The 25646-nt window shown below is 57.3% G+C and carries 19 protein-coding genes and 1 tRNA gene; 7 read left to right on the top strand and 13 right to left on the bottom strand.

All coding sequences use genetic code 11. From position 1 onward, the window contains the following. Window positions 1-141: 141 nt before the first annotated feature. From ACR0LY_RS08425 to ACR0LY_RS08400, 6 genes are all read left to right on the top strand, one after another. Window positions 142-1101: a dihydrodipicolinate synthase family protein gene (locus ACR0LY_RS08425; RefSeq protein WP_170349900.1), complete on the top strand. Its 960-nt coding sequence runs from the start codon at window positions 142-144 to the stop codon at window positions 1099-1101. Then, window positions 1092-2024: a 4-hydroxyproline epimerase gene (locus ACR0LY_RS08420; RefSeq protein ID WP_170349899.1), complete on the top strand. Its 933-nt coding sequence runs from the start codon at window positions 1092-1094 to the stop codon at window positions 2022-2024. The genes ACR0LY_RS08425 and ACR0LY_RS08420 overlap by 10 nt, the downstream gene beginning before the upstream one ends. Further along, a complete protein-coding gene (locus tag ACR0LY_RS08415) occupies window positions 2021-3259 on the top strand; it encodes an NAD(P)/FAD-dependent oxidoreductase (protein WP_170349898.1) in 1239 nt (412 codons plus the stop codon). Before ACR0LY_RS08420 ends, ACR0LY_RS08415 begins: the two co-directional genes overlap by 4 nt. A gap of 9 nt (window positions 3260-3268) precedes the next feature. Further along, a complete protein-coding gene (locus ACR0LY_RS08410) occupies window positions 3269-4294 on the top strand; it encodes a trans-3-hydroxy-L-proline dehydratase (RefSeq protein ID WP_170349897.1) in 1026 nt (341 codons plus the stop codon). Window positions 4295-4454: 160 nt separating this feature from the next. Further along, window positions 4455-5567, top strand: a complete 1113-nt coding sequence (locus ACR0LY_RS08405) for a tetratricopeptide repeat protein (protein WP_170349896.1) — start codon at window positions 4455-4457, stop codon at window positions 5565-5567. Window positions 5568-5811: 244 nt separating this feature from the next. Further along, window positions 5812-8025 (top strand): NADP-dependent isocitrate dehydrogenase, encoded by a 2214-nt coding sequence (locus ACR0LY_RS08400; RefSeq protein WP_170349895.1) that lies wholly within the window; start codon window positions 5812-5814, stop codon window positions 8023-8025. A gap of 285 nt (window positions 8026-8310) precedes the next feature. Here the strand turns inward: ACR0LY_RS08400 and ACR0LY_RS08395 are convergent, their stop codons facing one another. From ACR0LY_RS08395 to ACR0LY_RS08340, 12 genes are all read right to left on the bottom strand, one after another. After that, on the bottom strand, window positions 8311-9417 hold the full coding sequence (locus tag ACR0LY_RS08395; RefSeq protein ID WP_170349894.1) for a transporter substrate-binding domain-containing protein: 1107 nt from the start codon (window positions 9415-9417) through the stop codon (window positions 8311-8313). A gap of 44 nt (window positions 9418-9461) precedes the next feature. Next, window positions 9462-10724 carry a substrate-binding periplasmic protein gene (locus tag ACR0LY_RS08390; protein ID WP_170349893.1) on the bottom strand — a complete coding sequence of 421 codons (1263 nt, stop codon included), beginning with the start codon at window positions 10722-10724 and terminating at the stop codon, window positions 9462-9464. Between the two features lie 22 nt (window positions 10725-10746). Continuing rightward, entirely contained in the window at window positions 10747-11532 is a 786-nt protein-coding gene (locus ACR0LY_RS08385) for a PP2C family protein-serine/threonine phosphatase (protein ID WP_170349892.1), read from the bottom strand. 3 nt (window positions 11533-11535) lie between these two features. Further along, a complete protein-coding gene (locus ACR0LY_RS08380; RefSeq protein WP_170349891.1) occupies window positions 11536-12567 on the bottom strand; it encodes an FHA domain-containing protein in 1032 nt (343 codons plus the stop codon). A gap of 208 nt (window positions 12568-12775) precedes the next feature. Further along, the gene (locus ACR0LY_RS08375) at window positions 12776-14944 is read right to left on the bottom strand and encodes a serine/threonine protein kinase (protein WP_170349890.1); all 2169 of its coding nucleotides are present in this window, start codon (window positions 14942-14944) and stop codon (window positions 12776-12778) included. Between the two features lie 339 nt (window positions 14945-15283). Further along, the gene (locus tag ACR0LY_RS08370; protein ID WP_170349889.1) at window positions 15284-16570 is read right to left on the bottom strand and encodes a dynamin family protein; all 1287 of its coding nucleotides are present in this window, start codon (window positions 16568-16570) and stop codon (window positions 15284-15286) included. Then, window positions 16567-18609: a dynamin family protein gene (locus ACR0LY_RS08365; protein WP_170349888.1), complete on the bottom strand. Its 2043-nt coding sequence runs from the start codon at window positions 18607-18609 to the stop codon at window positions 16567-16569. The genes ACR0LY_RS08370 and ACR0LY_RS08365 overlap by 4 nt, the downstream gene beginning before the upstream one ends. A gap of 67 nt (window positions 18610-18676) precedes the next feature. Beyond that, window positions 18677-19549, bottom strand: coding sequence for a hypothetical protein (locus ACR0LY_RS08360; RefSeq protein WP_170349887.1), 873 nt, complete (start codon window positions 19547-19549; stop codon window positions 18677-18679). Between the two features lie 24 nt (window positions 19550-19573). Then, complete coding sequence (locus ACR0LY_RS08355; RefSeq protein WP_170349886.1) at window positions 19574-19975, bottom strand: hypothetical protein; 402 nt, start codon at window positions 19973-19975, stop codon at window positions 19574-19576. A 22-nt stretch (window positions 19976-19997) separates the two neighbouring features. Further along, window positions 19998-21737 (bottom strand): dynamin family protein, encoded by a 1740-nt coding sequence (locus tag ACR0LY_RS08350; RefSeq protein WP_170349885.1) that lies wholly within the window; start codon window positions 21735-21737, stop codon window positions 19998-20000. A gap of 8 nt (window positions 21738-21745) precedes the next feature. After that, on the bottom strand, window positions 21746-23755 hold the full coding sequence (locus ACR0LY_RS08345; RefSeq protein WP_170349884.1) for a dynamin family protein: 2010 nt from the start codon (window positions 23753-23755) through the stop codon (window positions 21746-21748). Between the two features lie 2 nt (window positions 23756-23757). Then, window positions 23758-24243 carry a hypothetical protein gene (locus ACR0LY_RS08340; protein WP_226689470.1) on the bottom strand — a complete coding sequence of 162 codons (486 nt, stop codon included), beginning with the start codon at window positions 24241-24243 and terminating at the stop codon, window positions 23758-23760. Window positions 24244-24914: 671 nt separating this feature from the next. Here ACR0LY_RS08340 and ACR0LY_RS08335 point away from each other — a divergent pair. Next, window positions 24915-24999 (top strand) — tRNA-Leu (locus tag ACR0LY_RS08335). 112 nt (window positions 25000-25111) lie between these two features. Here the strand turns inward: ACR0LY_RS08335 and ACR0LY_RS08330 are convergent. After that, on the bottom strand, window positions 25112-25600 hold the full coding sequence (locus ACR0LY_RS08330) for a TlpA family protein disulfide reductase (RefSeq protein WP_170349883.1): 489 nt from the start codon (window positions 25598-25600) through the stop codon (window positions 25112-25114). Window positions 25601-25646: the final 46 nt, after the last annotated feature.

Genomic DNA, 25646 nt, shown 5'->3' with positions numbered 1-25646 from the left:
GCAAAACGCACCGGTCTCTGTGATCTGGTGCGTTTTTTGTCAGTCGCAAATTTTCTGGATTTTGTATCCAATATCCGTTATGGCGAGTCAAAAGGGTGAATTCAACCCGCCTCTACGTTGCCTTTTGGAAGGAAAACTTCGATGACGACCAATGTTTTCACCGGCACCATGCCTGCTCTTATGACCCCCTGTAAGGCTGATCGCACGCCTGATTTCGACGCGCTGGTGCGTAAGGGAAAGCAGATGATCGACGCGGGAATGTCAGCGGTGGTCTATTGCGGCTCGATGGGGGATTGGCCGTTGTTGACAGACGCACAGCGGATGGAGGGTGTTGAACGGTTGATCGATGCAGGGTTGCCCGTGGTGGTCGGGACCGGGGCCATCAATACAAAATCTGCTGTGGCCCATGCGGCCCATGCGCAAAAGGTTGGGGCGGTTGGCCTGATGGTGATCCCGCGCGTGTTGTCGCGTGGCAGCTCTCCGGCAGCGCAAAAGAACCATTTCCAGGCGATCCTGACCGCCGCGCCGGATGTGCCCGCGATCATCTACAACAGCCCGTATTACGGATTCGCCACGCGGGCAGACCTGTTTTTTGCCTTGCGCTCCGAGCATCCAAACCTAATCGGATTCAAGGAATTCGGCGGCAAGGAAGATCTGCGTTATGCGGCCGAGAACATCACCAGTCAGGATGATCAGGTCACCCTGATGGTTGGCGTGGATACCGAGGTTTATCATGGCTTTGTCAATTGCGGCGCGACGGGCTCGATCACCGGGATAGGCACCGCCTTGCCGCGTGAGGCATTGTTGCTGGCCGGGTTGTCCAAAAAGGCGGCCCAAGGCCATGCCGAGGCCCGCCAGCGCGCGCGAGAGCTGACCGAGGCGATCCATGTGCTGTCCAGCTTTGACGAAGGTCCGGACCTGGTACTGTATTACAAGCATCTTCTGGTGCTGAACGGGGAACAGGAATACCGTCTGCACTTCAATGAAACGGACGAGTTGACAGGTGCGCAGCGCAACTATTGCGAACAGCAATATGACCTATTCCGCACATGGTTCGCCGACTGGTCCAAACAGGGCGGAGTAATCGCTGAATGCATGTGATCGACAGCCACACCGGGGGCGAACCCACACGGGTTATCCTAAGTGGCGCACCCGATTTGGGTTCCGGCCCGTTGGGCGAACGCGCCCACCGGTTGGCGACAGACCATGAGGAGTTCTATCGCTCGATCATGTTAGAGCCGCGCGGTCAGCCTGCCATGGTTGGCGCGCTGCTGGTCGAGCCGGTTGATCCGACCTGTGTGACTGGCGTGATCTATTTTGACGTGGATGCCGTGCTGGGTATGTGCGGTCACGGAACCATCGGGCTAACCGTCACGTTGGCCCATCTGGGGCGGATCGGTGTTGGACAACATCGCATTGAAACGCCTGCTGGGATCGTGACGGTCGACCTGCACGACGCCAACACTGTCACCGTCACGAATATCGAAAGCCGCCGGGTGCATCGCGGGGTGACGCTGGATGTGCCGGGTTATGGTGCGGTGACTGGCGATGTGGCTTATGGCGGCAACTGGTTCTTTATTGTCGATCCCAGCCCGATACCGGTGGAAACCGAAAATATCCCTCAGCTGACCGATATGACCGTTGCGATCCGAGAGGCCTCGATTGCGCAAGGGATTGGCGGAGAACAGGGTGAACCGATTGACCATGTGATCTTTCAGGACGCTCCGGATAATCCGACGGTCCATGGTCGCAACTTTGTGCTGTGCCCGGACGACAATTATGACCGGTCCCCCTGTGGCACCGGCAGTTCCGCGCGTCTGGCCTGTCTGGCCGCTGATGGGGTGCTGAAACCCGGCGAAGAGATTGTGCAACACAGCGTCATCGGCAGCGCCTATCACCTGTCCTATCAGCCCGGCACGAATGGTGGTGTCATCCCGTCGATAACCGGGCGGGCCCATATTATGGCCGAGGCGACGCTAATCTTTGGGGACAATGACCCCTTCAAGGCGGGCATCAACCTATGACCTCGCGGGTCGTCGTGATCGGCGCTGGCGTGATCGGCATCACAACCGCGCTTGAGTTGCAGCGCCGGGGCCATCGCGTTCTGGTTCTGGATCGTGAGGGTGTTGCAGCACAGGCCTCGGCCGGGAACGCAGGCGCGTTTGCCTTTTCCGAGGTCGAACCTCTGGCAAAGCCAGGGATTATGCACAAGGCCCCTAAATGGCTTCTGGACCCGCTGGGGCCGCTGTCCGTACCACCTGCTTATGCACTGAAAATCGCGCCGTGGATGTACCGGTTTTGGCGGGCCAGCCGACCGGGACGGTATCAAGACCACCTGCGCGCGCAGGCGCGTCTGATGGACTTGTCCCGCGCGGCTTTGGACCGTTTGGTTACTTCGGTGAACGGCGAAGCGATGATGCGGCGTGACGGACAAATGCAGCTGTACGAAAGCGAGGCCGAGTTCCGCGCCAGCCTGCCCGAGTGGGAGCTGCGGCGCCAACATGGGATCGATTTCGAACTGCTGGACAGTCGCGAGGCACTTGCCGAAAAACAACCCGGCCTGAGCCCCCGTTTTACCCATGCAGGGTTCACGCCGAACTGGATGAACACTGTCGACCCAAAGAAATGGGTTGCGCATCTGGCCCAGACCTTTCGCGATCGCGGAGGGCAGATTGAAATTCATGACACGCGCGGGCTGACTGCTGATGAAGGCGGCGTTCGGATCGCACTGTCTGACGGTGAGAAAAAGGCAGCCAAGGTGGTTCTGTGTGCTGGCGCATGGTCGCATCACCTTGCGTGGACACTGGGCGACGCGATTCCGCTTGAGACTGAACGTGGCTACAACACTACCCTTCCTGCTGGTGCGTTTGACCTGCGCATGCATCTGACATTTGCTGGCCACGGGTTTGTCGCCACGCGGATCAATGGCGGCGTTCGGATCGGCGGAGCGGTTGAATTGGGTGGGCTGACCCTTCCGCCGAATTACAAACGAGCGGACGCGTTGCTGAAAAAAGCGGTTCAATTCCTGCCCGGATTGAACACCGATGGGGGATCGCAGTGGATGGGGTTCCGCCCATCCCTGCCAGACAGTCTGCCGGTGATCGGAGCCTCGCCGAACGCGCCGGACGTCATTTATGCCTTTGGCCACGGTCATCTGGGTCTGACGCAATCGGCAGGAACGGCTGAATTAGTCGGAGCTTTGATTGACGGTCAACCTTCTCAGATTTCCCTAACCCCTTTTTCCGCCACCCGGTTCTAAGGACAAGACATGCGCAGCATCAAAACCATTCACGTGATTTCGGCCCATGCAGAAGGTGAGGTGGGGGATGTCATCGTCGGCGGGGTCCAGCCACCGCCCGGAGAAACCCTGTGGGAACAGCGCTCGTTCATCGCCCAGGATCAGACTCTGCGCAATTTCGTATTGAACGAACCCCGCGGCGGCGTGTTTCGCCATGTCAATCTGTTAGTGCCACCCAAAAACCCCGAGGCGGACACCGCCTTTATCATCATGGAGCCCGAAGACACGCCGCCCATGTCGGGATCGAACTCGATCTGCGTGTCGACGGTGTTGCTGGATGGCGGGATCATCCCGATGCAGGAACCGGAAACGGACATAACGCTCGAGGCGCCGGGCGGATTGGTCCGGGTCCGCGCAGAATGCCGGGACGGCAAGGCCCAGCGTATTCACGTGCAGAACTTGCCAAGTTTCGCCGACAAGATCGCAGTGCCATTGGAGGTTCCGGGCGTTGGCACGTTGACCGTGGACACGGCCTACGGCGGCGACAGCTTTGTGGTGGTCGACGCCGCCGCGCTTGGGATCGAGATTGTTGAAAATGAGGCCCGCGATATTGCGCGCATGGGTGTGGCGATCACGAATGCCGCCAACGAACAGCTTGGCTTTGCCCATCCCGAGAACCCGGATTGGAGCCACATCTCATTCTGCGCCTTTTGTGGCCCGCTTGAGACCACCGAGACTGGCCTGACCGGCAAATCCGCAGTTGCCATCCAACCGGGCAAAGTTGACCGGTCACCCACCGGTACCGCAGTCTCGGCGCGTATGGCATTGATGGCGGCCAAGGGGCAGATGACGGTCGGCCAGACATTCGAGGCGGTGTCGATCATCGGCTCTCGCTTTACCGGTCGGATTGTCGCCGAAACCCGCGTCGGCGACCGCCCGGCCATCACCCCCGAGATCAGCGGCCGTGGTTGGATCACCGGCATCCACCAGCACATGCTGGACCCAGATGACCCCTGGCCCGGGGGATACCGGTTGAGTGACACCTGGGGCGTGTGATTGATCGCCAAGGTTGCGCGTGTGGTTTTTATGGCTCACTTACAGCAGGTTGACGGCTTAGGCATCTTGAGAATGGGTCGAGGATCACCACTTAAAGGTGAGTATCTCTGACCCAAAGGAGCCTTGATGCATATACGCCTTGCTGCCCTGATCATTGTGATTGCTGCTTTCGTTTAATTCACCTTCCAGATTGGAAGCGAAATACACGCAGCTGACCGCAACATGTCTAGGCAACAATGGCAGTACGGCTACGGTTGTTTCGGCATGTACGGCATTGATAGAGGTCGATGGGCTCACTCCGGATCAGAGAAATGAACTGATGAAGGCGCGGGGGTGGGCCTATTACTGCGGTCGGCGTTACGCTGAGGCCATTTCCAACTATGATGCGGCTTTGGCCCTGCGACCGAACGATGCGACCTCGCATCTAAGACGCGGCATGGCGTTGGACGCACAGGGAAATTTCGATGCGGCTGAAACAGAGTATGCCAAAACGCTGCAAATTGATCCGAACAACATCAATGCCTTGCTTGAAAAGTCGAAAATTGACGAAAAACATGGGCGTCTTGAAGACGCTGCCCAAGGTCATAAACGGGTGCTCGAGATAAAGCCGGACAGCAGCAAAAGCGGTTATGCGGTTGCACGCTTACTAAATCGTATTGACGGGAAAGATGGGGTAAAGGCGTTTTTGGATCAGGCTCCAACGCGTTGGCCGGAACAGGCTTGGGTTCACAATGTGCGAGTTTACTATCACCTTGGCTACACAGGGGACCTCTCGCGCGCATTGGAGGCAGTGTCAGAGGTTGATCGTTTGACTTCGGATGTAGAAGGGGTGTTGCTGATGCAAGCAACTATCCACCTTACAATTGGAGAGGAAGAGCAGGGGATAGAATACGTTCAGAGGCTTGCTGCGTACATGAATGAAAGCGATGAGCATTTAAAAGGAATATTCATTAAAAGATGGTTCTACGCGGCTATTAACTGGCATTTGTGGAAGGACAAAAGAGAAGCGTTGTGGCGCGGTCATCTTTTTGCGGTTATGGGTCGCCCGGATTTGGCGACACCAGAATTAGAGAGTGCTCTACCAACGCTTGCGTACAAAGGCCGAAAAGCGGTCTTGGACATGTTTAGCAAGCGAGGGGTGTCAGTTGCGCCACAAGCCTATGCTGGGTCGACTAAACATCTGAACGAAGCGGTTGAAGACTACGTTATACAAGCCGGGAAGTTGTTGGAGAACCTCAGCTTTCGCTCGGAAAATGCGACATCAGGTAACTAGAGAAAGTGATTGCCGGCTCAAGTTTAGCATTTTCCAGCTCGTATAGCCCTGTAATCTTACGACCCGTGTCAATTTGCGCCCCCACTAGACGATTGATCCCAAGGCAAACCTGATTTAAGGGAGACCCTGTCAAATCAGAGTCACCGTTGGGGCGCTTGGATTCCCGCGCCCCAGTACCAGCCACGCAGATGTGGCGCTACTCTTGGATCGCACGCCCCGAAAGGCTGAAAAAAGGTAAAAGAATATGGCAGAAAATTCGAACTTCGATATATTGTATACCATTGTAGACGAAGCGCCCGAGCTGGCCAGCGCGTCCTTCCTGCCCATCATTCGCAAATTCGCCGGCGCCGCGGGTGTCAGTGTTGGAACCAAGGATATTTCGTTGGCAGGACGTATTCTTTCGACCTTCCCCGAAAACCTGACCGACGAACAGCGCATCACCGATGATCTGGCCGCGTTGGGTGAGCTGGTGAAAACGCCCGAGGCCAACGTGATCAAGCTGCCGAACATCTCGGCCTCGGTCCCGCAATTGGTTGCGGCCATCGAAGAACTGCAATCGCAGGGCTATGATATCCCGAACTACCCCGAAGAGCCCTCGACCGAAGAGGAAAAGGCGATCCGCGCGCGGTATGACGCGATCAAGGGTTCGGCCGTGAACCCGGTTCTGCGCGAAGGCAACAGCGATCGTCGCGCCGCGAAGGCCGTCAAGAATTATGCCCAGAAAAACCCGCATTCGATGGGAGAATGGGCCGCTGACAGCAAGACCAAAGTGTCGTCGATGTCCGGCAATGACTTTTATGCCAACGAAAAATCGGCCACTATCACCGCGGCACAAGCGGGCGATGCAAAGATCGAATTCGTCGGCAAAGATGGCAGCGTGACTGTCCTGAAAGACGGCTGGCCGCTGGACGAAGGCACCGTGGCGGACGCCACCTTTATGTCGGTCAAAGCCCTGTCTGCCTTCCTGACCGAAGCCATTGAGGACACTAAGAAAGACGGCACCATGTTCTCGCTTCATATGAAGGCGACCATGATGAAAGTGTCGGATCCGATCATCTTTGGCTATGCCGTCAAAGCCTGGTTGGCGCCGGTGTTCAAAAAATATGGCGCTGAGCTGGATGCTTTGGGTGTGAACCCGAACTCGGGCCTGGGTGATCTGCTGGACCGCGTCAAAGGCAACGCTGAGATTGTCGCCGCCATTGACGCCCTGAAAGCTGACCGTCCGTCCATGTATATGGTCGACAGCGACAAGGGCATTACCAACCTGCACGTACCGTCGGATGTGATCATCGACGCCTCGATGCCCGCAGTGATCCGCGCGGGCGGCAAGGGTTGGGATGAGGCTGGCGCCAAGGGCGACACCAACTGTGTGATCCCTGACCGCTGTTATGCCGGTGTTTATGATGAGGCGATCAACTTCTTCAAAGCCAATGGCGCGCTGAACCCGGCCACAGCCGGTGCTGTCGCCAACGTTGGCCTGATGGCGCAGAAAGCCGAAGAATACGGCTCGCATCCGACCACGTTCGAAGCGCCTGCTGATGGCGTTATCCGCATCGTGCTAGCTAACGGTGACGTCCTGCTGTCACATGAGGTGGAGGCTGGCGATATTTGGCGCGCGTGCACCGTCAAGAAAGCTCCGATCGAAAACTGGATTCAACTGGCGCTGGATCGGCAGCGTCTGACCGGATCCGAGGCAATCTTTTGGCTGGACGCAAACCGCGCCCATGATGCCGAGCTGATCAAATACGTCAAACCGGCGCTTGAGGCTGCTGGCGTGGCTGACAAGTTCCTGATCATGGCCCCGCGCGAAGCGACCCAGCAAAGCTTGCAAACGATCACCGCTGGCAAGGATTCGATCGCCATCACCGGCAATGTGTTGCGGGATTACCTGACCGACTTGTTCCCGATCCTGGAACTGGGCACCTCGGCCAAGATGCTGTCCATCGTCAAGCTGATGAATGGCGGTGGCCTGTTTGAAACCGGTGCTGGTGGCTCGGCTCCGAAACACGTGCAGCAGTTGGTCGAGGAAAACCACCTGCGTTGGGACTCGATGGGTGAGTTCTGCGCGTTGGGTGAATCGCTGAACTTCCTGGCCGACAGCAAAGGCAACGCCAAGGCAGGTGTTCTGGGTGCCGCAGCCGAGGCCGCGACACAGGGCATTTTGGACAACAACAAATCGCCCAGCCGTAAAGTTGGCCAGCCCGACAACCGCGACAGCCACTATTGGTTTGCGCGCTATTGGGCCGAGGCACTGGCGGCGCAATCCGACGATGCAGACCTTGCGGCCGAATTTGCGCCAATCGCAAAAGAGCTGGCCGAAAAGGAAGGTCAGATCCTGGGTGAACTGGCCGCCGCGCAAGGCGCGCCTGCCGATCTTGGTGGCTACTATCACACCGACCCGGCCAAGGCCGCCGCTGTGATGCGCCCCAGCGCAACATTGAATGCGATCATCGGCTGATCGCCGAAAGTCACGCCTTTAGGCGTGGCTTTTTCGCTGAAAAATGGAGATCAAAATAGAAAAAAGGGCCGACCCCCAAAAGTCGGCCCTTTTTTGAGTGAGTGGGGAGGCTGCGCCTCTCCGGTATATTTGATTTCAGAATATCACTCTGAGCTATTCCGGGTATTAGGGGATTCCCGTAGGCTCCGCAATTGAACCCCAAGAAATTGACCGAATAACGGTACCAGAAACCAAAAAAAGGCCGGTCCTAAGACCGGCCCTAAGGGTTTCAGGTGAACTAAAAGATCAGTTCGACGCTGCGTTCAGCTTTTCGTTCTGCTCACGCAGGGTATCCGAGATGATCGCGTACCACTCGCCGGACTCACGCATCTCAATCAGGCCTTTGTTCATCATCGCAATGTATTCGCGTGCGAACGGGTTGGTGCGGTGCGCGAGGAAGCTCATCGAGGACAAGGTGGATACATATGGGTTTTCAACGATGTCAGCCGAGGTCAAGCCCATGTCATTCATTGTCGATGCGAACAGATCCACTTCGAATGCCGCCACATCTGCGGTGCCGGTCAATACGGCATCCAGACACTCACGGGCTGTATTGGGCTGGACCACGGTTGTGTTGTTGTGGTTCAAGCCTTGCTCTTCAAGCACCACCATGCTCCAGCCTGCCATGCGGCAGATGGTCGAGCCTTCAAGGTCCTTGAAAGAAGTCGCACTTGCATAGTCGCTTTCCGGCAGTGTGAAGAAGCCACCCACGATGTCATAGACAGGAACTGATGCGACAAACTGCGTGCAGCGGGCTTCGGTAGCTTCAGACCACTCATACGAGCGGTTAGTGCAGTCCGGAACGGTCCATGCGATCGAGATGTCAAACGCCCCAAGCGGCAACAGGGTGTCCAGGTGCGAGCTCCAGTCATCAACAAAGCTGACCGAGTATTCGCGCTGGTTGCCCGCACGCTGAAGGCTGGTTGTTGCCAGACGGGTCATAATACCGCCACCGTTCAGGGTTTCAGTTGTAAATGGCTCCCATCCGTTGCCCGCGACCATCTTGATCGGCGGCGCATAGACATTCGAACGCTTGACGCTTGCCGCACGCTGTTCCTCGGCCGCAATAACTTCCTGAGCGGATTGACCGTTCGGCAGGCTGCCGTCTTCACAAGGCAGCGCAAGAACCAGACCAGGGGCCAGATCGTTCGGGTTGGTGATCAGGTTGCGGTTCGCGTTGAAGATCGGCTGATAGTTCGACGTGCCATAGGCTGCGATGGCGATGGTGGCCATCGTGTCGCCATCCGCGACGGTATAGTTGGTGCAGGCTTCTTGTGCGGCGGCGGCTCCGGCGCTCAGGGCGGTGACGGCTGTTGCCGACAGCGCGACTTTCTTCAGGTTGAATTCAAACATGTCCACTTCCTCCAGACTTTTTAGTTGTCAGGCCGGTTGAGGCCTTAGCCATTTTCCATTTGATGACGCAGAGCGGTCGAAACGATGTCACGCCATTCGCCAGATTGCTGCATGATTGCCAGACCCTGGTTGAGCGTCTCAAGGATCGCTTCCCCATCCGGATTATCTTTGTGGGTCATGACGTTAAGCGACTTGATCGCCGCCAGGTTGGGGTTTTCGAGAATGCGATGCTCATAGCCCAGGCGGCTGATTGCACCGACGGCCAAGTGAGCTTCGATCGCGACGATGTCGGCGGTGCCTTCCATAACCGCGTGAAAGCAATCATCCGGTGACACCGGGCGCATCAGCGTGATCGCCGGTTCATAAAGACCCACTGCATCCATATGCGACAGTGACCAACCCTCAGGGCGGCAGATCGTGGTGCCCGCAAAATCGGCATAGGTCAGCGTCTGTTCATAGCCCGAGCCTTCGCGGGCAAAGAAGGTGTCCACAACCTCATAGAACGGGTTCGAGAAATTGTAAGTCTCGCACCGCGCGCGGTCATTTTCCGAGAGGGCTTCGGCCGTTTCGCAATTGGGGCGCGACCAGGGGAAGGTGCCGTCAAAGGCCAGTGTCGGCATCAGCAGGTCCAGATGCGAGGACCAGTCGTTGACGAACTGGATCTTGTAGGCCTGCTCGGGTGCGGCCCGAAGCATCGCGGTTTCCACCAGATTTGTATAAAGGCCGCGATGGGGCAGGGCCTCATCTGTGAACGGCGCATAGTTGCCGCCGGTGATCAGCAGCAACTGGCGATCCCGAATATCGGGGCGGATCCCGCCATCCGCGTCGCGGATCAGTGCGGCACCCTCGGCGCGGGCGGCTTCGATTTCTTCGCGGGCCGCGGCTTTGGCTGCAACCACCGCGTCCTCGCTTGTCTTTTTGGCTTCGGCCTCGGCTTCTGCTACGCGGGCTTCGGCCTCGGCTATTGCTTTAGCTGCCCGCTTTTCGGCTGCTGCGACCAGTTCGGCTGCCATCTCGGCTGCCATGGCTTCTGCTTCCGTTTGCGGAACTTCCCGCGCACGCCCGATATCTTCCAGACAGGGCAGGGTCAGTACGTCGCCCACGCGGATGATATTCGGGTTGTTGCCGATCACGTCGCGGTTGGCATCAAAGATGATGCGGAAATCCTCGGTCGAATAAACATTGATCGTCAATTCGCGCAGGCTGTCGCCTGATTGGATTTCGTAGGTTGAGCACGCCTCTTGCGCCGAGGCGGCTCCGGCCGCGGCAGCAAGTGCCAGGCTGGATATGAACAGATGGGTTTTCATGGGTCCTGTATCTTTGCCTTGGTTAGTTTCTTGTTAATTTCACAACACCGATCGAGGCATTGTCCTGATCGGGGTCAAACTTGGCGTGAAGCGCCTGCAACAACGCTTCGGCGATGTCCTGCGCCCATGCATGCGCGTTGGCCTGCACAATGGTCTGAATTTCCGCGTCACTGAGGAACTGCAGCCCGTCACTGCCCAGGATCAACACGTCTGCTGCAGTCAGGTGCAGCGGCTCTTCCGGGCAATCGACCTTGGGGATTTCGGCCCCCATGACCACTGATGTCAGTTGGTTGCGATCCGGGTGAACCTGCGCTTCAGCCTCTGTCAGAGTGCCTTGGGCCACCTGCGCGTCAATGACCGGAGCCATGGAGTGATCTTCGTTGATCTGGCGCAGCACCCCGTCGCGGAACAGGTACAACGGGCTGTCGCCGATCGAAATCCAGAACACGCGCTGTTCCAGCAACAGCACCCCCAAAAGGGTAGACCCCATGTTGAGGCCCTCGCCGTTTTCCTCGCAGCGCGCGGCAATTGCGGCATTGGCTTGCATGGCAGCCAAGGGCAACGCGTCGATTATCGCGCTTTCGGTCGGGGTATTGCACTCAAGCTCAGCGTCCAGGGCCTCGCGCCAGGCGGCAATCACAAGATCCGAGGCGACTTCGCCTGCCGCATGACCACCCATGCCGTCGGCGACGACAACATAGCTGGCATTGGCCGCATCGAACATGCGCGCCGCGATCGCGTCTTCCTGCGAGTCGCGCTGACCCTGTTCCAGGATCAGAGCAATGTCATATGCCGGTTGCGCCAGCATCTATTAAGCATCCCGCCAGTCAAAGCCGTCATCGCAAAAGGCGGCAAATCGAACTGAGGTTTCGCTGATCCGGATCAGGTCGCCACTGGACAGCGCAACGGTACTCAGCACCGGTTTGCCGTTCAGACGGACCAGGTTGGCTTTGCCGCCGTGACCCAGATAGCATTTGCGGTCTTCGGGATCATAGGCGATCACCGCATGATTGCTGCGTGAAATACCGGTGTCGCCAAAGTCCAGTTGAATAGCCTGGTCGTCGTTGCGGCCAATCTGCATCAGCCCCTCAGTCAGGGTGATGCAGGATCCACGACCCGGTCCGGCGGTTACGACCAGCCAACCCACAGGGAAGGTTTCCTGCGCAGTCTCGGTCTTGGCTACCGGTTCTGCGCTTTCGATCATCTCCTGAACGTGCGTGTCGGCGCGTTCAAAACCAAGGAACGTGGTCTTGACGCGGCCACGGCGGTCCTCGGAGGCGGGCGCTTGAACCGGCTGAGGCGGTTCCGGTGTAATTTCTGGTTCAGGCGCGATTTCAGCGACTGGTTCGGGTTGCGCAGGTTCAACCGGCTCGGGCTGAGCGGTCTCAAGTGTTTCAACAACAACCTCAAGAATGGCCTCTTCCTGCGGCTCCTCGGCCTGTGCGGTTTCTTCCGTCTCGACCTCTTCGTCGGTGGCGATGTGCAGGGTTACAACCGGCTCTTCTGGTTCGGGCTGGGTTTCGGGTGTTTCGAAGATGTTATCCTCGGCCTCTTCGACCACTTCGGTCACCACGACGTCATCCGAGGCATCTTCTTCCGGCTCGTCGGAAAACTCAGGCATGTCCTTTTCGGGGATCAGTTCGTCAGCTTCTTCGTAGGAATCCGACGACATGTTGCCACCGGCCAGCGCGTTACGCAGTGCGTTGAAATCCGCAATCGGCTGGGGCTTTTCCGCCTCGGGCTCTGCGGCTTCTTCCGCGACCACTTCTACTTCGGTTTCTGCTTCTTTAGGTTTGCCGGCACCTTCGAGAAGCCGGCTGAGAGGGCTTTTATATTTGAACATGGTGTCGACACCTTTGCTTTTTGACACAGGGTTTTCGTCCTGCGGGGCTGCTACTCGCCTCTGCGCGCATCGGCACAACGGCACTTACAATTTGGAAATCAAACCAACTTTTTTCTGCCGCGACGGGCCGGTCCCCGTCAGGGTGGCGGATTTCCAGGCACCACCCTTCGTTTTCACTTTGCGGCAGATCACTTTCGAACCGGTCAGATTACTCCTGCGCTAGCTGCATCACGGCCTCAGCTTCGGCCCCGTTGCGCAGCACGGTCAGTCGGGCCTGCGTGAGATTGTCCGAAACCAGAGCTTCCAGCAGGGCATCCAGGCTTTCTTCTTCGTTCAGGATGGCCCCGGTTTGCGCTTCCGAGATTAGAACGTCACCAGCCCGAAGGCTTCCCGCCGTGTCGGTGGGGGTGCTCGTTACAGTCGCCTTCCAGCCCTGACCGTCTTCATTGCGGACGGTAAAGCCAATGCCGTTTTCCAAACCGATCACACGGATGGCAGGCAGGGCCAGCAAGCCGTTCTGGGCCAAGGTCTTGCCCAGCGGACGATAACGCGCGGTCACACGGATATACCCGTCAGGATCAACGGACAGATCATCCAGAACATGCGCGGCGAAGCTTGCATTCTCGCGGATGGGTTTGCCATTCAGCGTATAGATCGCAGCGCCGCGCGTGACCCAATCGCCGATCACCGACATGTCTTGTGCCGGGTCAACACCGGTAACGGCGATGATGCTGCCGGTGGATACACGACGTCGCGAGAACTGGAACGGAATCTCGACATCCCAATGCGAGAAGGCAACTTGCGTTTCCGCAGGGGTTCCCGACGAAACCACCGCGGGTGAAGTTTCGGCTGTCTGGGCTTGGGCCTCTTGTGTGTCAGCCGAGGGGGCCTGTGTCTGCTCGACAGGCTCTGGCGTCGGTTCTGCCGTAACGGGCGCCGGTTCAACTGGTTCCGGCGTAGGTTCGGTGTTGGCCGCTTGCTCGACAGGGGCTTCGGTATCAGCAGTCTGCTCGACAGGTGCTGCCGTTTCAGTTTCGACCTGGGTTGTTGCTGGGGTGGTGGCCTCGGTCGTTGCGGGTTCGGCCACAACTGCAATGTCCTGTGCGGGTTCCGGTTTTTCGCTGGTCATCAGGAAGTATCCGCCCGCCGCCAGACCGGCCACAACAACGGCAATGCCCGCAACCAGTTTTCCGCTGCCGCCTGATCCACTTTTAACCACAGTGTCAACGGCGACGGCCGTGTCTTCCTTGGACGTGAACTTGGCCAGTTCATCGTCGTCTTTATCTTCGTTGCCCAGAGCCAGATCTGCGTTGCCAGCCAGTAGTGCGGTGACCACCGCCTCGGCGTTTTCGCTTTCGGCTTTGATCCGGGCTTTTTCAACCTCATCATCCTTACGGTCCATCGCAACGATGACGGAAACCGGACGATAGTCGAACGTATCGAACATCACGCCCGGACCGCGGAACATGCGCAACCAATCCAACGCGCTTTGCAGGCGGTCAGTGACGTGAACCTCCATCGCCTTGTCGATCGCTTCAAGGAACCCATCCGGGTAGCCTTTGAACTGCCCAGCCAATGGAGAGTATGGGTCGTCCTGGTCATTGTTGAATGCGTTCAGGCGGGTCTGACCATCAATTGGGCGTTCTCCGCTGATGGCGTGATACAGCGTGGCGGCCAGCACATAGAGGTCACTGCTGGGGCCTTGATCGGCGCCACGCACATAGAATTCGTGGGGGGAATAACCGTCCTTGATAACCCGCAGGGTCAACAGAGCCGCGGATTGCTGTGCCGCTTGCTCGCGCGCGGCGCCGAAGTCGATCAGCACCGGATCGCCGTTCTCGTTGATCAGGATATTGTCGGGTGAGATATCCCGGTGCAGCATGCCGCTTTGGTGGATGAAGGCCACCGCAGACAACATCCTTTCGGTCACCTGTACGATGAAATCCGGCCCGGCCTTGTTGTCGGAGTTCTCAACGTAATCCAACAGATCGCATCCCTTGATGAAATCCATCGCGATATAGGCGGTGTTGTTGTCTTCAAAGACCTGGTGGACGTCTACGATATTGGGATGCACCAGACGCGCGTGGTTGCGTGCCTCTTGAATGAACAAATCAATGATGGCGCGCAGATCGTCCTTGTGGTCAGGATCGGCGGGTTCGACCGTGTCGCCATTGCGACGGCACAAGGCACCCGGAAAGCACTCTTTGATCACCACGTCACGCTCTAGGCTGTCGCGGGCCAAATAGGTGATCCCAAAGCCGCCATTGCTTAGGAAACGCAGGATTTCATACTGACCGCGCAGTAGTTTTGCGCCGGGTTGAAGTCCTTCAATTTTCGGTTCGTCGTGCGATGCACCGACCGCCTGGTTGTGGCTCATTTCTTTCCGCCCGTTCTGATCGTTTTGCGGTTTATTTAACTGGGCTAAATCGCCCTCGAACTCACAACCAAACACAACCGCAGGACACTTAAGACGGTTAGACGTTTCAAATTTGACTTTATTGGGGCCGCCTCATGGCTTCACTATGGACCGTTTTCGGGTCAATACTACATATTGTATTTCGGTGAGGTAGAGACACTAAATGTTGAAAAACAGCCTGCACAAAATGCAAGCTGATCGACTGTTTGTCTCCGCTTGGTCAACGGAGTCAGAAAGTTTTAGGTGCGATTCTGGGGCATTCGAATCGCTGTATCGCGACTCAATTTTAACGAGAAGTTATCAGGTTCCGGTTTTTGGCTGCGCCGAATCCACTCGGCTGCCTGCCCAGGCCAGGTTATCGCTGAGCTGTGCCAGAATGCTGATCGCGTCCTTCAAGGGGGCGTCACCGCTTTCAAATTGCAACAACAACAACAGGTCGGTGGCCTTTTCGAACTCGCCCGGGATCCAGTCGGCCGTGGGGTCGATTTCGCCCCCCTGCTCTAACCGTTCGGCGAAATCTTCGACGATTTCCTGGCACGAATGCAAAAAGGCCGACGGTTCGATATCCGACGATTCACGCAGGTCTTCGTAGATGCTGGCAATTGCGGCCAGCCAGTCCTCGAGGATCGGGTTTTCAAGCGGCGGCAGTGCGGATTCCAGCGTGGCATGCATCGAGGCAGTGTCGGCCGGCTGCGGCTCGGCCTCGGGCAGGTCCAGCGTTTCCAGAAAGGGCAGAAAGTCCTGTTTCAGGTCTGCCTGTGCGGCTTCAAGGTCAGCTAGACGGCGGGCGGATGCGATCTCTAAAACCTGTTCCGCCAGATTTTGGCCACCACAAGTTTCCCACAGGGTAAAATCGGGCTCGGGCTCCTGCGCCATGGCGCGGACGGCAACCGGCGTGCCAATAGGCACGACCGAGCGGAACAAATCGCCCTTTTCCTTGTTGAGCCGCGACAGAACCCGATCCAGTGCTTCGCTGACATGCGGCAGATCGGTGTGGGTGACGGCCAGCAGACTATTGGCGCGCAGCTCTTGCGGGACTTGTACCCACAGATGCCGTTCGGTTTCACGCCAGGCATTGGTCCCGTTGGTACACCAGATCGCACAATCGACAAATTTCAGCAGATCGAGCGTCTCTTTGTAATTGTCGTCCAGCGCGCCGGTTCCCGGCAGATCGAACAAAGAGATTTCCTGCAGGGCAGGGGTGTTCAGCCCAACCGAAATGAAATCGGGTTCATCCGCGGCTGCTTTTTCCAGAGCGATGCCGGAATAAACCTTGGGTTCACGATCCCACCAGCCCACGGTGGTTTCCGGAGTTTCGGAATAGGCGACGATAACCAGTGGCAATTTCAGGTGTTGTGGCCCGGTGGGCAGGATATCGGCCCCGGCCAACATGTTGGCAAGGCTGGACTTGCCAGCCCCGAATTCCCCGGCAAAACCGATGTTGACCGCGTTGGACAGCCGTTCGGCATGGGCCAGCGCTCTATCGCGCATATCGCCCAGTGCCTCATCGGCTGTCAGGTTTTCGGTCACGGTCAGAAAGCGTTCAAGTTGTCTTACTTCCTGTTCGGTTCCGGGAAATTCGATCATTCCGCCGCCTCTGCTAGTAATTTGTCTACGTCATCCGCACCGAATACGGCGCTTAGTTCTGCCACGATGCGCTGTGCCTGATCAAAGGCCATTTGAGCCTCGGTGCGCTCATTGGTCTCGCCGCTTCCAATGCGATGTTCAAGATGCCCGGCCAGCAAGGCCAGATAGTGATCCAAAACGGTGTTCAGGCGCTCCAACAAATCGCTGCGGGCGGTGTCTACCAGATCATCGCCGATCATCTCGAATTCCTGAACGATCATGCGTTCGGCGCGGGCGACAACGCTTTTGCGTGAAATCAGACGCGACAGCCAGCTGACCCGCAGTTCAACCGTAATGCCGCGGGTCAGAGCTGTGGTATCCGGGCGGAACCAGCGCACGGCACTGGTATTCATGCGGTTGTCGCTTGGGTCTTGCCAGCCGGGCAGGGCGCGCAAGGCGGCATTGCTTTGCATGTCAATCGAGTACAATTCGCTCAGCATCCGCTGCCGCACCACTTGCGTGGCCCCTTGAACCAACTCGCGCATTCGGTCGCGCAGCGGAGTGAAGTTCAGTTCGGTATCCCCACCCTTAGCAAGCAGGGGTGAGTCGCCATTCGGTCCCCGAACCACAGCCGAGACAGACTCGGCCACGGTATCGTCCATGACCCCGCGCAGATTGGCCAGAACATCGTCCATGTCATTGACGATTTCCGAGGTTTTTTGCGTTACTAGTGTGCGCAGATCGGCGAGCGTCTTACTATTCTCGTCACCGCTGTCGGGGGCAGGGCTGATTTCCTCTTCGATGACGCGCAGATGGGCCTTGCTGCGCTCAAGCTCGCCTTGGGCAAAACTGTTGAGGTGCTGCCAAGCCATTCGCAGCTGTTCATTGCGCGGTCCCTCGGTCAGCGCACTAGTCACGTGACGGCGCAGGTCTGGCAAGCCCGAAGCGATCATGGCGGCAAACCGCAAGACGCCTTCGCGGCTGATCGGGCCCGAGCCGCGTTTGATTTCTTCGACCCCGTCCAGATATTGCTTCATTTGTTCCGGATGCGCGCGCAGCCAGGCCAGGACCTCATCATGGTTGATACCTGTTTCGTCCCCGGTCAGCGCATAGTGCGCCCACTGGGCGCTGCCCATCAGCACATCGATATCCGAATTGCCAAGTGCTTTTTCCAGACCGTCCATCACATCGGCCCGGACCTTGCCCGCATCTTCGGCTCCACCGCCCAATTCGTCGACGCGGTTGATGAAGACTACGATCTGACCCAGTTCCAGCGCCTGCATCAGGCGGAACAGTTTCAGATCGGCGCGTGACAGGGCCTGATGCGCAGACAGAACCACAACAAAGAAGTCGGATTCCTTGAGGTACTGGCGCGAGATCTCCTCGCGGATCAGCAGTGGGTCGTTGACGCCCGGCGTGTCCGTCACCGTCAGCGGGAACGGGAAGTGGCCGATGTCGAAATAGACCTCGGCCTTGCGGGTGATGTCGCTGTAGAGACCACGATCTGATCCAGGGTCGTGCTCACCCTCTTCGGTTGGATCATCCCCGGCACAGACATAGCGCGCCAGATCGTCTGAATTCAGGTCATCCAGATCGTGATGCTGACCCAGCAGGTGTTTATAGCTTTCACCCAGACGCAGTTTGGCGCGGGTTTTCATCGCCTCGACCTGCTCTTCGATCATTTCGCGCTTATAGCTGTCCTCGTCATCGGGGAACATGTTGCGCAGCTCTTCGCCTTCGGCGATCAGCGCTTGCCACTGGCGGTTGTCGAAAAAGTGGAATTCGGCCCCTGCGGTGCGTCCCGATGGGTGGCCGAAATGCATATCGGTAATCACCGTCGTCCACGGGTTCACATCCGACGGCAGGTATTCGGCCTGCCCGGTGAAGCCGTTGATCAAACGGGATTTGCCGGCCTTGATCTGCCCGACAAAGGCAATCGAAGGTTTCAGATTCGTCAGGTCGCTGACAATTCGCGAAATGAACTGGCGGGTCTCTTCATTAGAGGTGCCGTTCATGTCATCGGCAATACGGATTAACTCGCGACGGTTGTTCTCACTCATAAACTTTACCCTGGTAACTTGTAATCACGGATAGAATTAGTCGAAAAATTGAATGTTATGGCCGAAATCATCCGCCCGGCCTCTTCAGGTTGGTCCACAGATTGACGACGGCACCCAGCTTGCGCGCCTCGTGTACGGCCATTGCCAGGTTTTTACCATCGTTCAGGATTGCCAGCCCGGCGTCTTTGCCACCCGAAGGGCGCATGACAATCAATTGCGGATGGTCCATCACGGCGGCGCTGTCGCCATTCCAACCAGCAAGATCGCGGGCAAAGAGGGCCAGCAGGTCAGAATCGGGGTGTAATGATCCATTTTCTTGGCAATCACCTGCCATTTGCAGTGCTGCCCCGTCGGCCCCGGCTGCCAGAACACGCCCCTGTGCAAACCGCTCGGACCCGTCATAGAAACGCTGCGCAAGAGTGTCGTTTTCTTTGCTTTCCAAAGCTTCATCGGCGGATGCTATTTCGTTCGGGTCGGCATCCGCAACAATGGAAATAACCGGCTCTGGCGGCACTTCTATGTTTTCACAGGCGGTTTCGATCTCGCTGTAGGTTATGCCAACGTCATCCGCCTCAAGCGCCGTGTCTGGTTGCAGGGAAACAAGCTCAAGCGGAGCAGGAGCACAGGCGATGTCCGTGACCAGCTGCGCCAGTTTGACGGCCAGATCCTCACGCGATTCCGTTTCGAAATCCGGGGCAATACCGGATTGCACGCGAAACACATCCGTCACCCGAGAGCTGTTGACCTCAATCGCCAGGCAATCGCCGTTGGCGGCGGTGAATTCCAACCGACGGGGCAGGATGGTGCCGCGAATGGTACGCAAAACCTTTTCGCGCCGCGCCTGGGCAGTTTCGCCTGGTACGGTCACCGCCGGATTCAGGCGGGCGACAGATGCGCGACCGATATCGTCGAGCAGATCAAGTATGTCCGTGTCCATCATGCCGTGACCCCCCTCTGGTCCGGTCTAAACTGCAGCCGCTACCGGCCCCAGGCTGAGATGCGATTTAGTCAACGCCAACCCGACATTGGCGCTGTTGTGACAGATGTAGCAGACCACGTGATCGGGATATTCCCGGGTCCGCAGAAAGATGTGCAGCCGATCGTTCGAAAACACCGCGATTTCCCCAAATCCCGGACTATCCGACTCTTCTGCTGTGGCCGAGCGCAACAATTCCTCAAAGGCTTTGACGCCGCGACCCTGAAACAGGTTAGCCACGGCAATGGCCAAAGTGTCCAGAACGTCCGCGCTGTCTGTGTCCAAGGTGTTGGTCGCCAGCAACATCCCCGTTTCCATATCGACATACCCGGCTGCAATGCAGTCGGGTATGGTGTCCATCGCGGTGTTCAATGCGGCTTCTATTGTCATCGCTTGCTACCTGCGCTTCGGGTCACAACACATGGAATTCCGCCCCGCCGTTTTTTGAAGCGTTCGGAACCGTATGCATCGAATCCTTGGCCTGACGTGCGTAATGTTCGGCTGCGATCTGGTCGAATTCCTTGAGGAACGCGTCGAACACATTTTTCATGCCTTCAGCGTCGTCCGGCAAATCCTCATCCGCAGTGATGTCGCGCCACATGGATGCCGCGCTCAGCGGTTTTCCTGCCGGTACGTTCAGCAAGTCTTCCAGTTTTTCGCCGTTTTTTGCGGCCGGGGTTGCCTCGTCAGGGGCAGCACCGTTGGACAGTGGCACAACTTGCATGTCCACAAGACCACTGGATTCGGGCTCGGGCTCATACTCATCATCTGCGCCTTTCGCCTGTTCCGCCAGCAAAGCCGTAATTGATGACACCGAGACATCGGCGCGACGGTCTTCCGGTGCTTGTTCGGCGCTCTCACTCTGCTCGGACGTGTCTGCCAACTCGCTTTCTGGCGAGGGAAGGATCGGGTCCGAAGCGGCCAGTTCTTCGGCAGGGCTGTCCACTTCGGGGTCAGACAACAGGTTGATATCGTCATCTTCGTCCAATTCGTCATCATCCAGCAGATCGAACGAGTCTTCCTCGTCGAAACCCCGCACGTGTTCGGACAGGTTCAGGCCGGTATCCGGTGTGTCGCGGAAAAAGGCGCGCAGCTCGTCCTCTTGGGCGTCCTGGACGGGTTCAGCATCCTGCTTTTCCGCCACCATTTCGGCGCGTAGGCGCTCGGCCTCGGCCGCATCGATGCGTTCTTCCCGGTCGGTATCCTCGGCGCGGCGCTCGACACGCGTTGGACGAATTGGGAAGTTGGTGACCACTTCGTCTGCGCCACCCGCCTCGGATTCGGATACGGGGTCGACCAGTTTCAACGGCGCCGGTTCGTCGGCCTGTTCTTCCTTTCGCTTGGGGCGAATTGGCTGAACACGAAGGTCGCCTGACAGGCTGTTGTCGATCTGGTAACGCGCCAGCATATCAGCGCGGTTGTCCATGATCTGTTCGGTGATTTCGAGGAAGCTGTCGACCATCTTGCCGCCACCGCTGCGGGCCCACAGTTCGGCGTCACCGCTTTTGTCCCGCGCCGTGATCGCGTCACGAGCCGAGAACAGGATTGATCTGTTAAACAGATGACCGGCTTCGCGGTTCACGCGGCGCAGCACTTTTTGGCGATCTTTCTGGCCCAACACATCTGCGCGGGTCACCAACAGCAGCGAGTTATGCTGCAACCGTTCGGGCAAAGACACCCATGTCGCCCGCTCGGTCTCGCGCCAGGCTTGGGTTGCATGAGTACACCACAGAACGCCATTGGCTTGCCCGACCGCGCGACGCCAGACATCGCTGGAAATTTTCGGGTCGGAAATGCCGGGGGTGTCGATCAGGTCCACCGCTTCCAGAATGTCGGATTCAAGGAAAATGCGAACGAACTGAACGTCGTTGACTCCTACGGTATCAAGCTGGTCCAGCGTAATGTTCTCGCGGCTACCATCGTGGCGCTGCACATAGGCCGAACCTTTTCCCCAACTGAACCAGACGGGGGGCAGTTGCGTGGCCGTGACCTGCGTTGGCAGCGCGTGCGAGCGCAGCAAAAAGTTCATCAGCGTCGATTTTCCTGCACTGAACTCTCCCATCAGCGCAAAGATCGGTTTGCGTCGGGACCACTGCTCGATGCGTTCCCATGCCTTAGGAGAGACGAAGCGGGTTTGTGTGTCTTTTGCCATATCGCTACTTATGCTGCCTCGTTACTAAGATCTTTCAGGATGTCACCCAGGATATCGTCGCGCGATTTCTTGGGTGCTATACCGGCCATAAGCGCGGCCTGGCTTGGGTCTTGCTCGGCTGAGGCCGAGATGTTCAACAGGGTCTCGGCCTGCTCGCGCAGGAAGTCAGACAACCCGGCCCGGACATTTTCCAGAACCGCAGCGATCTGATTTTCCTCAAGGTCCTTGGTGATCGAGTTCGCCTCGGATGCGATCAGGCGCGTATAATCGGCAGCGTATGCTTCGAACCCTTTGCGGCGTTGCCACCAGCGGCGCCACCATGTGCTTTGCAGGTCCAGCGCAATGGTGCGCCCGATGCCCAGTGGCGGAGGTACGCGAGGGACGATTGGGGCTTCGATGCTGAATTCACCCAGATGGTTGCCCAAAAGCTTCTGATACAGCGCTTCGACATCCGCCGCGGCGGTACTGTAAAGCGCGCCTGCCTCTTTGCGCATCGCGCGGGCAAAGCTGAAATAGGCCGCTTTCTGCAATGTGCGCAGACCCGCCGGGTCATATTGCCAGGTGCCTTCCTCGCCATTCTGTTCGAGATGCGAAATCAAAGAGTCCGTTGCGCGTTTGACAAAGTTCGCCTCGGCCGATTTCAGACGTTCCAGCACTTTGTCGCGCAAGGCGGTCGTCAGTTCCGCAGCCTTCTTATCGTATTCCTCAGCAACCTTGGCGATTGCCTCTTCGGGGGACACACCATCCAGATCCCGCACGACCCCTTGGCCGTCGGACAGGTTCTTGGCCACAGCCGTCGCCCGAATCTGGCTGGCGATATTGCGGGCGCGATGCCGGACGCGATCCAACAGGCGAGTACCCGCTCCGTCAGCGATCCGTTCATTCATCGCCAGTAGCAGATCGGGAAGACCCGACAATGCCCAGATTTTATCCAGCGACGGGGCCTGATCACCAAACCCTGCTGCCAAATAGAAGGTATTCAGAGCTTGCCGCGACTCTTCTGTCAGAATGTCGGGATTGCCGGTCAGGGCGGCTTCGGCCCAAAGGGCACTGCCGAACACAACGCTTGTGCTCGTGTCGATATTATTCTGTTTCAGCGTGTCCTGAATGCGGTCGCGGATTTCCGGCACTTGATTGACCGGATCTGACAATTCGTCGATGCGGTTCACAAACAGGATGATCTGGCGGTTTTCAAACTGTGCGATGATCCGCATCAGCGCCATATCCATGGTGGTCAGCGCCTGGCTGGCGGCCAGAACAACAACGCAAACCTCGGACCCGCGCAGGCTGCGCAGCGTGATCTGTTCGCGCACCATAAACGTATCGTTCACGCCGGGTGTATCGCAGAGTTTCAGCGAAATCGGATATTGCGGAATGTCCATGAACAGTTCCGCAGATTTGGTGACGTCGGCAAAACGCCCGGTCTTGGGGTTGATATCCGGGTCTTCGTCATCGCCCAGACAGACATAGCGCTGGATCAGTTCGTCGTCGAAATAGTCATACTGGTGGCTTTGTCCCAGGATCAGGTCAAAATGCTGGCCCAGGCGGGATTCGGATTTGGCCTTCATCTCGCCGATCTGGCGGCGAATATCTTCCATCTCATCATCGGCCCCGGCGCGATTGGCCAGTTCTCCCAATCGGCCACCGCCGACCATCAGGTTGTCCCACTCTTCTTGTTCGAAGAAGGTGAACTTGGCTTTTTTGTCGCCTTCCGTGCGGGTGTTGATGTTCAGCGTGGTTACGACCGAGGTCCACGGGTTCACATCCGACGGCAGTAGGGCGGGGCGCCCGGCCAGAATGTTCACGATCGAGGATTTGCCAGCCTTGACCTGCCCAACCAGTGTCACACTGGCCGTAAAATTCTCCATCTTCGTCTTTAGCGTTGCAAGCCGCGCCGAGGATCGCGCATCTGCCACCTCTGTCAATTGGTCGATCTGCGTAGACAGGGCAGTCATGGCCGAAGTCATCGGCGTCAGCGCCTCATTTCCTACGGACAGAAGATGGTCGTTTCGGGCCATGGTCAGCCTCCGGTTCCAGTGGCAGCGATGGGATTGTGGTCCTGACCGTCATGAGAGCTGGTCATGATGTCGATACGCGCGATCAGATTCAGCGCAGTGCCCAGAATATCGGCCTCGTCACCGGGTGAGATCGTTTCATAAGCTTGAGAATCGGCAAGCACTTCGATCTCGCTGAACTGTTCACTGTTTTCCAGCAGAGCCAGGCGACGCCCGGTCGGAAAACTTTTTGATTTCGTTCGGGGCAACGGCATGCGCGAGTTGGCCAACAGGTAGTGACCCCCCGAATGCGTACGCAATGACACGCCGAAGCCTGTGTTCGGATGATTCCGGTTCAAGGACTTCAGTTCACCAAGAAAACTTTCACGGGCAAGACCAATGGCGTCTTGCTCGGCAGAAGCAGCGTTCATCATATTGGTCACGGTTAAGATCCTCGTGTTCGAGTTGAGCAAAAAAGAAACTCGTACTTGCCCGAAGGCAAAAAGACTCATTAATTCCCGCTCTCCATAATTGTTGGCAAGGCGGTGTTATTTTGACGCGAATAAGATTTTTTGGCGTTTGAATTGTGGCGCAAATATGGTCGCAACCCCTACAATCGCTCAACTCATGGCCGAGTAAGAAGAATTTCGACACTGAAGGATCAAGGCGCCATAGCTGAGCAAGGCGTTGATTGTAGGATGAATTCTCTTAAGGGAGTGGCGGATAATATATTGTTTTATAACAATATAAATTAGAAGAGAGATTTTATCTACGAGCCGGCTTTCCGACCCTCCCGGTGCGATGATCGAAGCAACCGTGTTAGGTGCGCCCATCTTTCAATCAGATAACTCAACGTAAGCGAGTGTAATTTTTCGGCCATCTTTAATGTGCATGAATCGTCAACTATTGGTAGGACGACCAATTGAGGGATCAAATGCTGTCGTACTGATTTTCGCCAGGGATCTAAGTTCCAAACATTCAATAAATTGGGACTATTGGCCCGATTCAGTCTGCTCACGAACCCTCAGAGGCTTGGATTCTGCGCGCCGGGTATTACGATCAGCCTCGCCAAGATTGTCGCCAATAAGGGGGCAATAATCTTTGCCAAAAGCCAATTTCCCTCTCGCACTCGGTCGCAGCCTTTGTTATTGAGCACGTCAATCCGGCGCTCAAGGCCGGTCGTGCGGGTGTGGCGAAATTGGTAGACGCACCAGATTTAGGTTCTGGCGCCGCAAGGCGTGGGGGTTCAAGTCCCTCCACCCGCACCACTTTTTCTGATTGTTTGCGCATCACCACTGTCCTGAAGAAACTGTCCAAACCTAATGTCTGGTTGGGCAGCAGCACCGCGTAGGCGCGCGTTGTTTTTGTTCGTTGCGACGCTTATGCCGCCGAGAAGGCCTGAACGCTGCCGCGCGGTTCGAAGACGTGCAGGAACGTGTCGGGATGAGGGCGAATGCGATAGTTGTCGGTCTCATTGCCGAAGATCACTGTGCCATCTTCATCCAGTGCGATGACAATCGCTTTGACAGTATCGCTAGGGTAACCGGGCATCTCAGACGGTGCTCCACCCAAATCTTCGATACCCAGGGTCTTGGCGGCAGCCAATCCGTTGTCCTGAAGGATCTCGAAATGGGCCGGTAACATCAGATTCTTTGCCAGTTTCTCGGAATTCTTGATGCCTTGGTTAGGGATGAACTTTACCTTCACACCCGCCTTTGCCTTCACCTCTTTGAGCTGGTTCATGCAGAAAGGGCACCAGATGGCGCGAAAAAACACCAGCAGTGTTTGTTCGCCTGTAAAGGACGCGGAGGTCGTGTGTGTTTCGTCCAGCCGTTGCAGCGGCAATTCAGATAACGCTTGGCCTTTCACAATGGCAACGTTCGGCTTGCGGCCATAGTTCGAGAAGATGTGGATG

This window comes from Ruegeria sp. BC5 (genome assembly GCF_056539205.1).
This window is presented reverse-complemented; position numbering and strand designations above follow the sequence as displayed.

Excerpts from the sequence above, each read along its gene's own strand:
- ACR0LY_RS08425 (WP_170349900.1), top strand. The coding sequence starts at position 142 with ATGACGACCAATGTTTTCACCGGCACCATGCCTGCTCTTATGACCCCC.
- ACR0LY_RS08420 (WP_170349899.1), top strand. The coding sequence starts at position 1,092 with ATGCATGTGATCGACAGCCACACCGGGGGCGAACCCACACGGGTTATC.
- ACR0LY_RS08415 (WP_170349898.1), top strand. The coding sequence starts at position 2,021 with ATGACCTCGCGGGTCGTCGTGATCGGCGCTGGCGTGATCGGCATCACA.
- ACR0LY_RS08410 (WP_170349897.1), top strand. The coding sequence starts at position 3,269 with ATGCGCAGCATCAAAACCATTCACGTGATTTCGGCCCATGCAGAAGGT.
- ACR0LY_RS08400 (WP_170349895.1), top strand. The coding sequence starts at position 5,812 with ATGGCAGAAAATTCGAACTTCGATATATTGTATACCATTGTAGACGAA.
- ACR0LY_RS08395 (WP_170349894.1), bottom strand. The coding sequence starts at position 9,417 with ATGTTTGAATTCAACCTGAAGAAAGTCGCGCTGTCGGCAACAGCCGTC.
- ACR0LY_RS08390 (WP_170349893.1), bottom strand. The coding sequence starts at position 10,724 with ATGAAAACCCATCTGTTCATATCCAGCCTGGCACTTGCTGCCGCGGCC.
- ACR0LY_RS08385 (WP_170349892.1), bottom strand. The coding sequence starts at position 11,532 with ATGCTGGCGCAACCGGCATATGACATTGCTCTGATCCTGGAACAGGGT.
- ACR0LY_RS08380 (WP_170349891.1), bottom strand. The coding sequence starts at position 12,567 with ATGTTCAAATATAAAAGCCCTCTCAGCCGGCTTCTCGAAGGTGCCGGC.
- ACR0LY_RS08375 (WP_170349890.1), bottom strand. The coding sequence starts at position 14,944 with ATGAGCCACAACCAGGCGGTCGGTGCATCGCACGACGAACCGAAAATT.
- ACR0LY_RS08370 (WP_170349889.1), bottom strand. The coding sequence starts at position 16,570 with ATGATCGAATTTCCCGGAACCGAACAGGAAGTAAGACAACTTGAACGC.
- ACR0LY_RS08365 (WP_170349888.1), bottom strand. The coding sequence starts at position 18,609 with ATGAGTGAGAACAACCGTCGCGAGTTAATCCGTATTGCCGATGACATG.
- ACR0LY_RS08360 (WP_170349887.1), bottom strand. The coding sequence starts at position 19,549 with ATGATGGACACGGACATACTTGATCTGCTCGACGATATCGGTCGCGCA.
- ACR0LY_RS08355 (WP_170349886.1), bottom strand. The coding sequence starts at position 19,975 with ATGACAATAGAAGCCGCATTGAACACCGCGATGGACACCATACCCGAC.
- ACR0LY_RS08350 (WP_170349885.1), bottom strand. The coding sequence starts at position 21,737 with ATGGCAAAAGACACACAAACCCGCTTCGTCTCTCCTAAGGCATGGGAA.
- ACR0LY_RS08345 (WP_170349884.1), bottom strand. The coding sequence starts at position 23,755 with ATGGCCCGAAACGACCATCTTCTGTCCGTAGGAAATGAGGCGCTGACG.
- ACR0LY_RS08340 (WP_226689470.1), bottom strand. The coding sequence starts at position 24,243 with ATGAGTCTTTTTGCCTTCGGGCAAGTACGAGTTTCTTTTTTGCTCAAC.